Annotated in this window: 12 protein-coding genes; 8 read left to right on the top strand and 4 right to left on the bottom strand. The window is 50.1% G+C overall.

Annotation, left to right across the window (positions count from 1 at the left end):
* Nucleotides 1-233: 233 nt before the first annotated feature.
* Entirely contained in the window at nucleotides 234-434 is a 201-nt protein-coding gene (locus tag ABIE61_RS12755) for a tautomerase family protein (protein WP_206840126.1), read from the bottom strand.
* 122 nt (nucleotides 435-556) lie between these two features.
* Between ABIE61_RS12755 and ABIE61_RS12750 the strand changes: the two genes are divergently transcribed.
* The gene (locus ABIE61_RS12750; protein WP_354410026.1) at nucleotides 557-1,462 is read left to right on the top strand and encodes a LysR family transcriptional regulator; all 906 of its coding nucleotides are present in this window, start codon (nucleotides 557-559) and stop codon (nucleotides 1,460-1,462) included.
* Between the two features lie 181 nt (nucleotides 1,463-1,643).
* Here ABIE61_RS12750 and ABIE61_RS12745 read toward each other — a convergent pair whose 3' ends face one another.
* The 3 genes from ABIE61_RS12745 to ABIE61_RS12735 all read right to left on the bottom strand — a co-directional run bounded on the left by ABIE61_RS12745 (nucleotide 1,644) and on the right by ABIE61_RS12735 (nucleotide 5,966).
* Complete coding sequence (locus ABIE61_RS12745) at nucleotides 1,644-2,618, bottom strand: AraC family transcriptional regulator (protein ID WP_354410024.1); 975 nt, start codon at nucleotides 2,616-2,618, stop codon at nucleotides 1,644-1,646.
* 426 nt (nucleotides 2,619-3,044) lie between these two features.
* On the bottom strand, nucleotides 3,045-4,958 hold the full coding sequence (locus ABIE61_RS12740) for a TRAP transporter permease (protein WP_354410022.1): 1,914 nt from the start codon (nucleotides 4,956-4,958) through the stop codon (nucleotides 3,045-3,047).
* Nucleotides 4,959-5,003: 45 nt separating this feature from the next.
* On the bottom strand, nucleotides 5,004-5,966 hold the full coding sequence (locus ABIE61_RS12735) for a TAXI family TRAP transporter solute-binding subunit (protein ID WP_206840134.1): 963 nt from the start codon (nucleotides 5,964-5,966) through the stop codon (nucleotides 5,004-5,006).
* A 163-nt stretch (nucleotides 5,967-6,129) separates the two neighbouring features.
* Between ABIE61_RS12735 and ABIE61_RS12730 the strand changes: the two genes are divergently transcribed.
* From ABIE61_RS12730 to dmpE, 7 genes are all read left to right on the top strand, one after another.
* Nucleotides 6,130-7,035 (top strand): LysR family transcriptional regulator, encoded by a 906-nt coding sequence (locus tag ABIE61_RS12730; RefSeq protein WP_206840149.1) that lies wholly within the window; start codon nucleotides 6,130-6,132, stop codon nucleotides 7,033-7,035.
* Nucleotides 7,036-7,459: 424 nt separating this feature from the next.
* Nucleotides 7,460-8,710 (top strand): FAD-dependent monooxygenase, encoded by a 1,251-nt coding sequence (locus ABIE61_RS12725; RefSeq protein WP_206840151.1) that lies wholly within the window; start codon nucleotides 7,460-7,462, stop codon nucleotides 8,708-8,710.
* Between the two features lie 407 nt (nucleotides 8,711-9,117).
* A complete protein-coding gene (locus tag ABIE61_RS12720; RefSeq protein WP_354410181.1) occupies nucleotides 9,118-9,399 on the top strand; it encodes a class II glutamine amidotransferase in 282 nt (93 codons plus the stop codon).
* Nucleotides 9,399-11,060, top strand: coding sequence for an AMP-binding protein (locus tag ABIE61_RS12715; protein ID WP_206840152.1), 1,662 nt, complete (start codon nucleotides 9,399-9,401; stop codon nucleotides 11,058-11,060). The genes ABIE61_RS12720 and ABIE61_RS12715 overlap by 1 nt, the downstream gene beginning before the upstream one ends.
* A gap of 381 nt (nucleotides 11,061-11,441) precedes the next feature.
* A complete protein-coding gene (locus ABIE61_RS12710; protein WP_354410018.1) occupies nucleotides 11,442-12,509 on the top strand; it encodes a hypothetical protein in 1,068 nt (355 codons plus the stop codon).
* Between the two features lie 322 nt (nucleotides 12,510-12,831).
* Complete coding sequence (locus ABIE61_RS12705) at nucleotides 12,832-14,292, top strand: 2-hydroxymuconic semialdehyde dehydrogenase (protein WP_354410015.1); 1,461 nt, start codon at nucleotides 12,832-12,834, stop codon at nucleotides 14,290-14,292.
* 10 nt (nucleotides 14,293-14,302) lie between these two features.
* A complete protein-coding gene (gene dmpE, locus ABIE61_RS12700) occupies nucleotides 14,303-15,088 on the top strand; it encodes a 2-oxopent-4-enoate hydratase (protein WP_354410013.1) in 786 nt (261 codons plus the stop codon).
* Nucleotides 15,089-15,227: the final 139 nt, after the last annotated feature.

The raw sequence follows: 15,227 nt of genomic DNA, 5'->3' as shown, positions 1-15,227 counted from the left end.
CTGCCCTGGATCAAAACACTGGTTCCCGTATACAGGACGGAGGCCTCAGGCCCCCTCCTACTCGATACGTCCGCCCAAGACTACGCTTGAGCCAAGGGCCTTCGCATCCAACGGCTTGCGGCAACCTTCTTTGTTTGTACGTGTTGAAGGCGATTAAGCAAAAGCCATAGATAGACTGAAAAATCTCAGGCTCAACTATGGCTTTGGTCAAACCTCTAACGTACTAGAACCGTTCAGGAACCTTGCTCTGGAGTCCCTCCGAACATCTTACCGGCACCCGCCCAGTCGGAAGGTGCAACATCCTCGAAGATGACATAGATGTACTCGGCAGGTGTACCTGTGTTCTTCATGATACTTTCAGTGATCTCTGCAGCAACGATTGCTTTCTGCGACTGCTCCTTACCTTCAAACCAGCTAACGCGTACTACGGGCATGGGGTAATCCTCTGATGATTAAGAAAACTGTTACGACCCCTATGTTAATGTAGAAAAAAATGTCGATAAACAAGCTAAAAGATTAAACTGAGTAGACATTAAATCTACACTGGATGCTTAACATGGTTTCTAATGATTCATTTCAGGGGGTTATCACGTTTACGGTCGCCGCCAGATGCCATAGCTTTACTGAAGCAGCTGATCAGTTAGGCATTTCGAAATCGGCTGTTGGCAAGGCTATAGCGCGACTTGAAGCACGACTTGGTACCCAGCTTTTTCATAGGACGACTCGAAAAATTTCACTAACAGCTGATGGAGAAGCCTATCTTGCAGCTTGTACAGCAGCTATTGATGAAATCAGCACCGCCGAAAGCGTGTTTGGTTCTGCAGGAAAAGAGCCTTCAGGGAGTCTCAGGGTGGATGTACCGGTCGCGTTCGGTCGGCGTGTAATCGCGCCCGCGCTCTTCGAGATTGCTAGTAAGTACCCGAAGTTGCATCTGCATATGACATTTTCTGATCGATTGGTAGACCCGATTGAGGAAGGAATAGATCTGCTTGTTCGATTTGGTGAGCTAAGTAATACTTCAGGGCTGGTGGCACGTCGTTTAGCACGACAGAGATGGTCTATCTGCGCGGCCCCTGAATACCTAGAACGTTACGGTACTCCCATTACCCTGGAGGATCTACGTCATCACCACTGCATCGTCGGGCACCGGCTTGGGCAGCCACTTTCTTGGCGAGTTATGCAAGAAGGCAAAACGGTACGTTTCACACCAGCAATCATCCATCAGATTGGGGATGGTGAGGTCATGATTCTCGGGGCCTTGGCTGGTATTGGGCTCTGTCAGATGCCTCGTTGCCTATTCAAGAATGATATAGCAGAAGGAAGATTGATAGAGGTGCTAGTGGATCTGGAACCGGAACCTGTGGATGTTCATGCCCTATGGCCGAAAGTGTCCGACCTACGTCCCAAAGTTCGATATGTTGTAGATGAACTTACAACTTTGTGTAAAAAATGGGCGAAGTGAAAGCGCTTCAGTATTGATTCAGCGATAGCCCAACCTGTACAGGTCTTTTTTATGACAGTCTGTGTGTCAATACATCATGATATATAACACTATTTCTTGAAATAGCTATTAGAGGCACGGCCACCTGAAAAATTATATTTAGCAGCACCTTTTTTTGGTGTGGTCATATATGTGCTTTATATTAACGGCGGTACTTGATGGTTTCGGAAGGTAATTCACCGAACATCTCTCGGTACTCTGATGAGAATCGTCCCAAGTGTGTGAAGCCGTAATCGAGAGCAGCCTGAGTTACGTTACGTAATTTTGTATTTCTAACCAATTCCTCACGTAAATTTTTCATCTTTGCTTTTCTTATATAGCGCTTTGGAGTCAGACCAAAGTATTTTGAAAACTGATTATAAACGGTACGTATGCTGACGTTGCTGGCTTTTGCCATCACGTGTACATCGATATCATCCTTAATATTAACATCTATATAAGTGAGCAATTTGAAGAAGCTCCTATCCATCTGGGAACTACCCATATTATGAATTTTAATCATGCCACTGAACTGCTGCAGCAATTTGCTTATTAATATGTCTCTATATGGGCGCTGAAGAGTGTCTATATCTACTTTTACTTCATTTGCTTCTGTAAGTAGTGCATCAAGGAAACTGAGAAAGCATTTCGAATTATTAAGGTCAACCACTCTTCGGTCAAAACAAAAATCATCATGCGGTAATATACCGATATGTTTTAAATATCCTTCTTTTAGTATCTCTACCGGTATCTTTATAATAATTTTTTCACAGTCATCTGAGTAAGATATATACATCCGTTCTTGTGGGTTTATCATCAAAGCTTGGCCGGGCCGCAACAGCAAACGTTGGTCATCATCATAATGCCAGCAGCACTGCCCACCGGTTACTACATGTAGGTGGTAAACATCAGATAGGCCCAGACAGCAAATCCTAACCTCATCACCATAACTAACGCGTGCAAGCCCCATGTCAGCAAAGACGCGATAGCTGAGTTTAGCGGAGAAGGTTCTGTTTTTTTTGTTTGTATTAATTATTTCAAGACGGTGCGTTCCGACGTGCTGGTTCATATACTCGGAAACCTTTAGTGGGTGTACGCCGTCAAAAACCATTGTGTTATTTAGGACATCAAGAAGCATATTAGATACCTTTTTACTTATTATCCTAATTCTTTAGGGATCCAGACTGGATCGCCCAGCGCTCCTTAAATAAACTGCTATTCAAAAAATATATCTATATCAGGCTATTGAACTGTCATCTTTGAGCAATTGGAATAACAATTTACACATATATAATCGCGACAGCAGCTGCGAAGGATCCCCATTCCTTAAGCTGAATTACTACGTCGACTTTGAGTTCTTCTAGAAAGCCATGTATAGGTATAATATCTCCTATGCTCTAATTCACCCTATAGGCATTGGGTGGTCTATAGAATCATGGTAGTTACCTGCAAGGCTCCTTTATATTGAGATTTCCACCTCTGCAGTGGAAGCGGAAATCTCATGAAGGTTATAGGGCCAAGGAAAAGGAGAAGCCAACGCAATGAGTACCAGAATACACCGGCTTCATTTCAGCTCCAGAGATAAACCCCGTTTACCTGAACATCCCATCACAATAAGTAGGACGATCAGCAGCAACCCAGCAGCACGTGTAATGAGAATAAAGTCATGCCCCCCGATATTGGGGAGCAAAAGCAGTATCCCTGCTAGTGCAAATGCAAGTCGTCCTATGGGGCCCCGTTTATAGCCCAGATAGCCCACAAAGCCTACAGATACAGCCCAAACACCAGCAAGTGCACTAACCACAGCCAGTGCTATCTCGACTGTATCCCCAATCAGCAGGAGTGCAGGAGAAGAGACAAACAGGAAGGGCACGATGTAGGCAGTCCAACCCAGTCGCATGGAGGTAAATGCTGTCTTCATGGGGTCCGCCTTGGCAATGCTGGCGGCAAAAAAGGCACCTATCGCAATTGGTGGTGTAATCATGGACATCATGCCCATATAGAAAATGAACAGATGTGCCGCTATTGGCTCTACACCAACCTGAACCAGTGAAGGTGCTACCAAAACTGCCAGCAACATATAGACGCCTACCGTCGGCATCCCCATACCCAACACAATACAAACTGCCGCCGAGATCAGCAGTAGCAAAAACAAGTTACCCTGCCCGAGCTCAACCAAAAAATATGTCAGCCCAAAACCAAGACCTGTCATGTTCAGAATGCCAATAATGAAGCCTGCAGCAGCACCAATCATGATGATATCAACGATTGAATGGCCGGTTTCGGCTAATGAGTCGCGCACATCCCCCAAAGTTATGCGCTTACCTTTGTAGCCTTTTGCAAGACCCACAATTAAAGCGCCCAATGCTCCCCAAAGTGCGGCAACTTCCGGGCGCGCATTGAAGAAAAAGAGTGCCCCAATAACTCCAGCGAACGGTATCACAAACACCCAACCTTGAGAAAAAACATCTTTTTTGGCTGGTATCAATGAAGGGTCGATTTTCTTTATATGTTCTTTCGCAGCTTCCAGGTCAACTTGAATATAGAGCGCTGCATAATAAAGAATGGCTGGCACTAAGGCAGCCAGTACTACATCCGCGTAGCTAATCTGAAGAAATTCAGCCATTAGAAAAGCGACAGCACCCATGACCGGTGGCATAATCTGCCCGCCGGTTGAGGCGACTGTTTCAATCGCCGCCGCCGTCTGGGGCTTAAAACCACCCTGTTTCATCATACGGATCGTTACCACGCCAGTAGCGACAATATTGGAGACCACTACACCTGATATTGAACCGAATAAAGCGGAGGCAATGGTAGCGATTTTGCCAGACCCGCCCTGTGAGCGTCCCATCAAGACAAGTGCCAGATCATTGAAAAAGTCCGCACCACCTGATCGCAGCAGGAGCTGCCCGAACAGTACGAAGCCGATAACAATTGTTGCAGCTACACTCAGTGTCAGCCCTAGCATACCATTTGTATCTACACCTAAGTACACCATCAGGCGCGTCATCTCGATTTCGCGAGTTTGCAACGGCCCTGACAATTGGTGACCCAGCATGGCAAAAGCAAGAAAGGCCAGCACGACTACTACCAGTGCTACACCTACGACCCGGCGTAGACCTTCAAGGACAAGTACAAACAACACACTTGATATAATCAGGGCATCTATTGGCAAATCCAGTTGCCGCTCTACCAAGTCAGGGTATGCCACGGCCATGTAGCCGCCCGCAGAGAGCCCAACGAGACCGATGACACTATCGATACAGCGCCGTTTGAGTAAGGGTTGCGGTTTTAAAAATACCAAAGCCAGACTGGCGCCAAGGACAATCGACAAGTATTGCTCTGTATAAATTGAGAGTCCCAAGCGGCTGAATAGATCAGTGGCATAGGCAATCGCTGCGACTGCGATAAAGGACCCAAGAAGGGTCCGGATCAGTGGCAGCGCAATAGGTTCTTTAACATGAGAACGAATGCTCATGATAGACCTCCAAAAGGCTCTGCAGTATTACTTATTTTCAACAGCTTATTCTTCCAGCAGACCTTTTTCTTTAAAGTAACGCGATGCCCCTGGATGGTACTCAAGATCGGGGTAAACCTTGTACGGCTCCTCCACGGCAAGCTCACGAAAGCCGGGGAACAGTTTCACCAACTCGTCCTTATTTTCAAGAATGGCCGTTACGAGTTGGTATACTTTCTCCTCAGAAACATCAGCACCAGCAACCAATACATTATCCCATGTTACCATTTCCATTGGGGATTCAAGCCCCGCTCGATGAGGTGCAGGTTTGACGACGGAGAAGTAGAAAGCGGGCCTAATGGCGGACATGGCTACCAAGGACTTTTCATCGGTTGCAACCGGGAGAAATTTAACACCACCAACCGAAGCATTTACTTCTGCCACTTTGGGGCCACCCACAGCGAAGAAAGTTGCATCCAATCTTCCTGAAGCAAGGTTATCTGCAGCACGGATCAAGTCAGGCACAGGAACTTGTTCAACGTCATCCCATGTAAGACCTCCGGTCGCGAGCATCGCAGACATGTGTGAGCGACCCAGCGGGAACGCATTCCAACCAGCTGCGACACGCTTGCCAGCCAGGTCGGAAATGCTATCGATACCTGAATCCTTACGAACGAAAATGCCAATAGGCTGAGGACTGATCCGTAACACGACCCTCAGGTTGCTACGTGCCCGGTCTGTGTAATCGGCTTGCCCACGAGCTGCGACGATGACGTCATTGACATCATTGATCGCGAACTCGGCAAAACCTCGGTCAACCGCGTCCATCATTGCACGGTTACCACTAAAGGGCTGTACAACCACGTTAAGATTTTGCTTCGACCGCGCCACATTAGCGATCGATGTACTCATGGTGTTCCACACCGACCCCTGTGGTGGTGATGCGAACGAGAGCATCTGAGCAGATGCGAGTGCCGAACAGACTGAGAAAGACAACCCTGCGAAAAGGGAGATGGCGGTACGCTTCATAGCTATACTCCAGTTTACTTATTGTTATGGGCTGGATTTCAAGGCGTCGTTGAGGCGGACGACCCTGAACATTTATGCGGGAACCACTATAGACTCGCACTTGATATTCAGATATATAATCATGTTTATAGTATATATTCACGGAACTTATATCGGAAGGCTAATGATTCGCTTGCAAGATATCGATTTGAACCTCTTGGTGGTTTTTCAGCTAATGTATCGGGAACGTAAAACCGGGGTAGTGGCAGAACAGCTGGGCCTGAGCCAACCAGCTGTGAGCAATGCACTCAAACGGTTGAGGAAGATGCTTAATGATGAATTATTTGAGCGCACAGCAAGAGGGATGAGGCCAACTCCATTCGCTGACAGTATAGCTGAATCGATAAGTTATGCCCTTAGTGCTATACAGGAGGGGCTCAACTACAACGATTGCTTCGATCCTGGCTCCAGTGATCGAGCGTTTTCAATCGCCATGACAGACTTGGGGGAAATGTATCTTCTACCACGACTGATGGCTTACCTTACAGAGCACGCTCCCAATATCTCATTGAGTACCGTCAGGGACAACGAAAGTGCCTTGAAAGACGATATGGAGATGGGTAATGTCGACTTGGCGATTGGGCTATTACCGCAGCTGGAGGCAGGTTTCTATCAGCGACGTCTTTTTGATCAACGATATGTTTGCCTGATGCGCCAAGGCCACCCACTGTCTGAAGGTGCGTTTACACTCGAAAAATTTTCGCAGGCTAGACACATTGTCATCGAAGCCCGTGGTACAGGACACGGGCGGGTTGAAAAGCAGCTTGCCCAGAGCGGGATCTCGCGGATTATCCGTTTGCGTTTGACACATTTCATGTCCGCCCCTTATATCGTGAGCGAGACAGATTTCATTGCGACAGTAACAGAAAAACTGGCACTACAAACCCAAAAGAGTCTTGGCTTAGTAGTGCGCACTCACCCCGTGGACATACATCCAGTTCAGATCAATCTGTTTTGGCATCGCAGATACCATCGTGATGCCGGTAATATCTGGTTACGCAACTTGATTTTTGAACTCTTTTCTGAGTAGTCATCATGTTATGCGTCAGACTAAGAAATCATTCCGAACTCTGCATGCAAAGGTTACAGACGGTATCAGCCAGCAGTTTACCACCTTTCACCTTCCTCCATTAGTGTCACATTTACAATTTGAGCTCCCGACCCCATTTGCTGACTTGGCAGGCCAGCTCTAGGTCGGGGCAGGCGCATTCAGCTTAATGCCTCATTGTTAATATTCACGCCAGTGATAATGGTTATATTGATTTGAATATTTACTTATATGTCGGCCTTCTCTATTTTCACTCAACACATCACCGTGGGGAGTGTGGTCAGGCAGACACTCACACAACAGCATGAGACGCTGCAACTCATCGGTCTCTGTTAAAAGCCCCTACATGATGTCATTCGCACTTTCTCAATTTTTGTCTACATCTAATAAGAAAGAGATGATCATTATGAATGAAAAAGAAATGAATAAAGTACGCCGTATTGCTGTCGTTGGTGGCGGTATTGGCGGCCTAACCTTTGCGATTGCAATGCGTCACCATGGTATTGATGTCGATGTATATGAACAAGCAGATGAGTTGCGTGAGGTAGGTGCAGCGGTGGCTTTATCCGCTAACGCTACACGTTTCTATTATGATAAATGGGGTATGGGGGAGTCGTTCGAAGAGGCAGCGTTTGAAATCTCTGCCTTAATTTATCGAGATGGAAAGACCGGTCAAGAAATTGGCCGGCATGCAGGAGGGCAGGCATATAGAGAGCTTTTTGGCGCACCATATCTTGGTATTCACCGAGCTGAGCTGCAAAGAATTCTTTCTGCCAAGGTAGGTATGGACCGCATCCACTTGGGCAAGCGTTTGGAAAATATCGATGACACTGGTGAGCAGGTAGTGCTGCAGTTTAAAGATGGCAGCAAGGCGGAAGCGGATATCGTCATTGGTGCTGACGGGGTGCGTTCTACCGTACGAAACTTGATGCTGGGCTATGAAGATTACATCTATGCAGGATACACGGCATTTCGCGGGATTGTACCAATTGATAAGCTACCTAATATGCCTGATCCAACTGCAATTCAATTCTGGATGGGTGAGTCGGGCCACTGCCTCCACTACCCAATAGGTGGGGACAGAAAAGGGGATATCAACTTCTTTCTTGTTGAACGTACGCCGACGACATGGCCGTTAAACCGATCAACGGCACCAACAGAAGACGGTGAGCAGCTTCGTCTGTTTAAAGACTGGCACCCCGCACTTGTCGAGATGATTGCTTCAAATACTTTGAAGACAGTTAACGAACGATGGGGCATGGTATATCGCATGACCTTGGGCCGCTGGAGCAAAGGACGAGTAACACTGCTTGGCGATGCTGCACATTCACTGGTACCACATCATGGGCAGGGTGCTAACCAGTCGATTGAGGATGCAGTAGTTCTTGCAGACTGCATTGCCGCCGCTGGGTCTGAATCAATTGCTGAGACCTTCGAGCGTTACGAGCGTCTGCGTCGTGGTCGTGCACGTAAGGTTGTGTATGCGTCCGTAACTACAGGAGATATGTTGCACTTGCCACCCGGTGAAACCCGAGATCAGCGTGATGCGCGCCTTGCTTCACATAAAGCTATGTTGCATCACCTTGATTGGATTCATGGTTTCGACGCTGGTGATCTCAACGAGCCAAATGATCGCCAAGGTGGGACTTGGTTATAAATAAAGAGCGCTTTTAACACGGCATTTGAATGAAATAAAAAATTTTAAACGTGTGGCACAATTCCGCTTGTTTGAGCGGCATTGTGCCACAGTAGAGGTAATTTCATTTGAGTTTATATGATGTTTCTATCTGTTCTAATTCTTGTTTTTCAATCTAAGGAAGCAATCAATTTCGCGGTATAAGATATACCCGCCGTTACACGTTTTTCGGCGTAGAGTGGATCTGTAAGTCACCTTCGCTGATAGCGAGCTCAGCGCACCAGAAAGGCTTATAGAGCTTGGTATGAAGCGGATTGATGGTTCTATTTCCTGTCCGGTGAGCGAGATGTTCGAGTAACAGCTGATGCCCTGTAAGTCGAAACTTCGAGACATGGAAGTTTTGCCGCTGCACGAATGGTTGTTATTAGCTGAACAGATCAAGGTTTTGCCAATCAAGGCGGAACCGAACAAAAAAAATCGTTGGTAGCAAACGGTTCTGGGTACACCGTCTTGAACCTATTGGCGAAGTATATATCAAGGACTGTGAGATGAGCGTCGATTTTGGTGCTGTGATAACCCCTAATTATGTGGTGACCGTGATTGCCACCAAGCCATTGACAGACAATGGACATTGGCATCGATTGCAGGCCGGAGAGCTGGTGGTGTTCCGGGATGGCGAAGTGGTGTGTCAGCTGCCGGAGGCCCGTTGATGGCGGCACCCGGCCCCGTGTTCGACAGTCTGTCTGATATGGTGCAGCAGCTGGCGCGCCGGTTTGACGAACAGCCGGCCTTTGGTCATATGGGCGCCAGCATCAGTTTTGCCGACCTTGACCGCATGTCGCGCCGTTTTGCGGCCTGGGTGCAGCATGAAACCGATCTGCAGCCGGGCGATCGTATCGCGCTGCAGTTGCCTAATGTGATGCAGTACCCGGTCGTTCTGTTCGGTGCTCGACGGGCGGGGCTCGTGGTGGTGAACACCAACCCTCTCTATTGTTGCGATGAGTTGTGTCAGCACCTGAAGGATTCGGGTGCGCGAGCGCTGGTGGCGTTTGCCCCACAGGAAGCCGTGCTGTGTCAGCGCCTTGACAGTACTGAAGTCGAGTATCTGATTACGACGGAGTTGGGTGATCTGCATCCAATTGGCAAGCGCTGGGCGTTGAATTTGGCTGCTCGCCTGAAGCGTGGCGGGAGTCCGGGGTTGCTGCAGGCAGCAGCGCCCGTCGTTCCGGGTGTGACAGGCATACGATTGACGCAGGTGATGCAGAAGGGCAGTAGCCTGATCTGGCAGCCACCGGAGCGCTTCGGGCAGCTGGAATCACTGGCACTGTTGCAGTATACCGGTGGCACGACCGGGCCTGCCAAGGGCGCAATGCTGACGGAAAAGGCACTGTTGGCGAATCTGGCTCAAATCCGCAATCTGCTGGATGACTATTGCGAGCCCGGGGGAGAAAAGCTGCTGCAGCCTCTTCCGCTCTATCACATTTATTCCTTCATGCTGACGCTGGTGATGTTCAGTATCGGCAGCAGCATCGAACTGGTACCTGATCCGCGCCGCATTCGTGGTTTGGTCAAGTGCTGGGATCGTTTTGATCCCAGCGTGGTCGCCGGTATCAATCCGTTGTTCATTTTTCTGTGTCAGCAGCCTGAATTTCAGAGGCTGGACTTCAGTCGCTTGAAACTGACCATTTCCGGAGGTATGGCGCTGACGCGCTCCGTGGCACAGCGCTGGCAACAGGTGACGGGGCATTCGATTTGTGAAGGCTACGGTCTGACCGAGTGTTCACCGGTTGTCAGCGTCAATCGGCCCGATGCCATTCACCTGGGCAGTGTTGGACGGCCGCTGCCGGATACCGATGTAAAGATACTGGGTGAGCAGGGGCAGGTCCTGCCGGATGGCGAGATTGGTTCCATCTTCGTACGTGGACCGCAGTTGATGCAGGGCTACTGGTACCAACACGAGGAAACCCAGCTGGTACTGCAGGGTGGCTGGCTGGATACAGGGGATATTGGTCTGATCGACGCACAGGGCTATTTATATATTACTGACAGGCGTAAGGAGTTGATTAATGTCTCCGGCTTCAAGGTTTATCCAAGCGAGGTGGAAGGTATCATCGCTTGCCACCCAGACATTCTGGAGTGTGCAGTGATCGGGCTGCCGGACAGCTGCAGGGGGGAGCAGATCAAGCTGTATGTGGTGCCTGCAAGTCGGCAGTTGACTATTAAAGCGGTACGCGACTATTGCCGTGAACGGCTGACACTCTATAAAGTGCCGCGACTGGTTGAATTTTGCCAGCAGCTGCCGCGCACGTCCATTGGTAAGGTGTCGCGACGAGCATTGCGCGAACAGGCGCTGGGGCGACATACGGGTTGAATATATCTGCTAATAGCCCCTGAGATGTTGTACTGGCATTAGCATCTTGTCTCTGTTGGGCGGCCGATGGGTACGTTGTCAACCTTGTGTGCGTGGGGGCAGATATTTGAGAGCACAGTTTAGTCCTCCTGTCTTCTTAAAAAAGCGGTTGCAGCCTGTGAAAAGAGATAAGCGCGAGTAGTGTATAGCTTTGATACAAAATAGTGTGCTAACAAGCTGGTAAGAGTTTCCTATACACTCTTTGGCGCTCACATCTACTTGACCATCGGCTGTTTTCACTTTTTGGATAGTGTTGATGTAAAAAATGGATAGTTTTAGCCTATATCGTTCTGTTTTCATTAACCGCCCCAATATTAAAAAGATAATAAATAGGAAGGTTAAATGTTAATCAGAAATAAATTGACGCTGGCAATTATAACAGCAAGTCTCACAACCCAGATTCATGCACTCGAGTTGGGTGAGTTCAATGGCACTTCGTTCAGCATTGGCGGATATGTAAAGGCGGAAGCCCGTTTTACCGATGCTGACAACGGTGACAGCGAGTTTGATGGCACTGCCCGCCAGTCACGCCTCAACTTTACTGCCAAGCGCAATATTGAAGGCCACTCTTTGATGGGCTTTGTGGAAGGGGACTTCTATGGTGGCGATGCCACGGGGTCGACCTACGACTGGCGTTTGCGCCACGCGTTTCTCAAGGTCGATAACCTGACACTGGGACAAACCTGGAGCGGTCAGTTCTTGGCTTCGGTTCCCTATGATGTTCCGCAACTTGACTTCTTCAATCCTGGTAAGGGTAACACTGGTGGAAATGGTGGTGTTGTTCGACCGGATATGGTCATGCATTACCAGATGGGCGATGTCCGCTTCACGTTGCAGGACCCCATTAATGATGATGCGGATTACCCTGACTTCGTTATCAACTATGCGAAAAAATTCGAAGGTGGTCATGCCGCGAGCATTGCTCTGGCTGGACGAGATGTTGCCAGAAGCAACACCACCAACAGCAGTGACGATTCGGAGTTTGGTGCCGCTTTGATCTATGCGGGCAAGTACTCACTGGGCGCGACCACACTGCACTTGAACGGCTATCACGGTGAAGGGCAGGGGGTCTATTCCGGATTCGGTTACGGTGGTGCCTGGCACCCGACTCTCAGGCCAGCCGTTGATGCGAATGCTGCCGGTGAGTTGATTAAAACCACAGGCATCGTTGCGGGTGTCTCGCACAAGTTCAATGACAAACTGACAGGCGCAGTTCGCTATGCCCAAATTGAGGCCGATGAAACGTCAGCCGGGGCCGAAGATACATTGAAGATTGGTCACGTCAATCTGGTGTACAACTACTTGCCAGGGCTTGATTTTGGTATCGAGTGGCGAGACCAGAACCTGGCCACACACGGTACACGTCCTGCGGGGCAGCAGCTTGAGCTGATGGCGATGTACAAGTTCTGATTATTGATTAGAACAGCATGAAGAGTAACCCGGGTCCCCTTCCCCGGGTTATTTTTTTGAGGCGCGGTCAGCATGATGGTACCGGTTGGTGGTTCATCCGGCCAAAGCGGTAAAAACAAAGTTCCCTGTCGATATTCCATGTATGATCCTAATTCCCGAAACTGGAATCACCAACCCCCGTTTTTGCGCCTTCTATCCCGTTTTTGCAACGCTATACTGGATTTCACTCTAATGCACCGCCTTCAGTACAGGCAGTGACTGTGTAATCCGACCATAAAAGTCCGCGACCTGACCAACCCGGTCGTAACAAATAAGGTGAGCCATGAAAGAGTTCAAACACTTTATCAACGGTGAGTATGTCGCCTCAGCCAGCGGCAAGACCTTCGAGAACCGTTGCCCGGTGGACAACAGCCTGATCGGTATGGTCCATGAAGCCGGTGAGGCTGAAGTCGATGCTGCGGTGCGCGCCGCCAAGGCCGCGCTGAAAGGTCCCTGGAGCAAGTTGACTCAGGCCCAGCGTACCACGCTGCTGAACAAGGTTGCGGATCGCATCAACGAGCGTTTTGAAGAGTTTCTCGCAGCCGAGTGTCTCGATACCGGCAAGCCGCGTTCCATCGCCAGCCACATCGACATTCCGCGTGGTGCGGCCAACTTCAAGGCCTTCTCCGAAACCCTTGCCAACCATCCTACTGAAGCGTTCCGCATGGATACGCCGGATGGACAGGGTGCGCTGAACGTGGGTCATCGTACACCCAAGGGCGTCATCGCGGTTATCTCTCCGTGGAACCTGCCGCTGCTGTTGATGACCTTCAAGGTTGGTCCGGCACTGGCCTGTGGTAACACTGTTGTGGTCAAGCCGTCTGAAGAAACGCCGGCCACTACCACCCTGCTGGGTGAAGTGATGAATGAGTGCGGCGTACCGCCGGGTGTATTCAACGTGGTGCACGGTTTCGGCCCCAACTCGGCCGGTGAATTCCTGACCACACATCCGTTGGTTAATGCGATCACCTTCACCGGTGAAACCCGTACCGGCGAGGCGATCATGCGTGCCGCTTCCGTTGGCCTGCGCAACATTTCCATGGAATGTGGCGGCAAGAACCCCGGCCTGGTGTTTGCAGACTGCGATATTGAGAAGGCGGTTGAGGGCACCATGCGCTCGGCTTTCGTCAACTGCGGTCAGGTGTGTCTGGGTACCGAACGTGTCTACGTTGAGCGCTCCATTTTCGACAAGTTCCTGTCGCGCATGAAGGAAGAAGTGGCCAAGCTGAAGCTGGGCCGTCCGGAAGATCCTGCTGCCAACTTCGGCCCGCTGGTCAGTCTGGAGCACCGTGACAAGGTCAAGTATTACTACGATTTGGCTCGTGAAGAGGGGGCAACGGTCGAAATTGGCGGTGGCATCCCGGACATGGGTGAAGAGCTGAACGGTGGAGCATGGATCGAGCCGACCATCTGGACCGGCCTGTCTGATGATGCCCGAGTGGTGCGTGAAGAGATATTTGGCCCTTGCTGCCATATCCGTCCCTTCGATACGGAAGAGGAAGCGATCGAGCTGGCCAACGATACCGAGTACGGACTGGCATGCGCCATTTGGACTGAAAACTCTGCCCGTGCCGTACGTGTAGCCGAGCAGATGGAAGTGGGTCTGGCCTGGGTTAACTCCTGGTTCCTGCGAGATCTGCGTACCTCCTTCGGTGGCGCCAAGCAATCCGGTATTGGTCGTGAAGGCGGCGTACACGGATTGGAGTTCTATACCGAAACCAAAAACATCTGCATCAAGCTGTAAGGGATAGACAATGGATAAGCAACAGATTCAAGCCTGCGGCGACGAGCTTTACCAGGCAATGGTCGACCGCAAGCCGGTACGCCCGCTGACTGAACGCTTCAGCGATATCACCATTGATGACGCCTACCACATTTCCCTGCGCATGCTGGAACGTCGCATCGAAGCCGGCGAGCGTGTGATCGGCAAGAAGATCGGTCTGACCTCCAAGGCGGTGCAGAACATGCTCAAGGTTGGCCAGCCGGACTTCGGTTACCTGACCGACTCTATGGCGTTCAGCCAGGGCGAAGAGATGCCGATCTCCGAGCGTCTGATGCAACCCAAGGCTGAAGGTGAGATCGCTTTCATCCTGAAAAAGGACCTGATGGGCCCTGGCATCACCAACGCTGATGTACTGGCAGCGACCGACTGCGTTATTCCCTGCTTTGAAGTGGTGGACTCCCGTGTCGAGAACTGGGAGATCAAAATTCAGGACACCGTGGCGGACAACGCTTCCTGTGGTCTGTTTGTACTGGGTGACCGTGCTGTTGATCCGCGCAAGGTCGATCTGGCGACCTGTGGCATGGTGGTTGAGAAAAACGGTTCCATCATCAGCACCGGTGCCGGTGCCGCAGCACTGGGTAGTCCGGTGAACTGCGTGACCTGGCTGGCCAATACACTGGGTCAGTTCGGCATTCCATTGAAGGCCGGTGAAGTGATACTGTCCGGCTCCCTGGTTCCGCTTGAGCCGGTTAAGGTCGGTGATTTCATGAGTGTCAGCATCGGTGGCATTGGCAGTGCGTCTGTCCGTTTCATCTGATCGGTCCCGTTGATTACAGGAATAAAAACATGAGCAAAAAACTCAAAGCGGTCATCATTGGCCCCGGTAACATCGGCACCGACCTGCTGATGAAAATGCAGCGCTCCGAGTGGATCGAGCCGGTCTGGATGGTGGGCAT

It is taken from the genome of Marinobacterium sp. MBR-111, assembly GCF_040547585.1.
GTDB lineage: Bacteria > Pseudomonadota > Gammaproteobacteria > Pseudomonadales > Balneatricaceae > Marinobacterium > Marinobacterium iners.
Note: the sequence above shows the minus strand (reverse complement) of the source record. Positions and strands in the feature narration are given on the sequence as shown.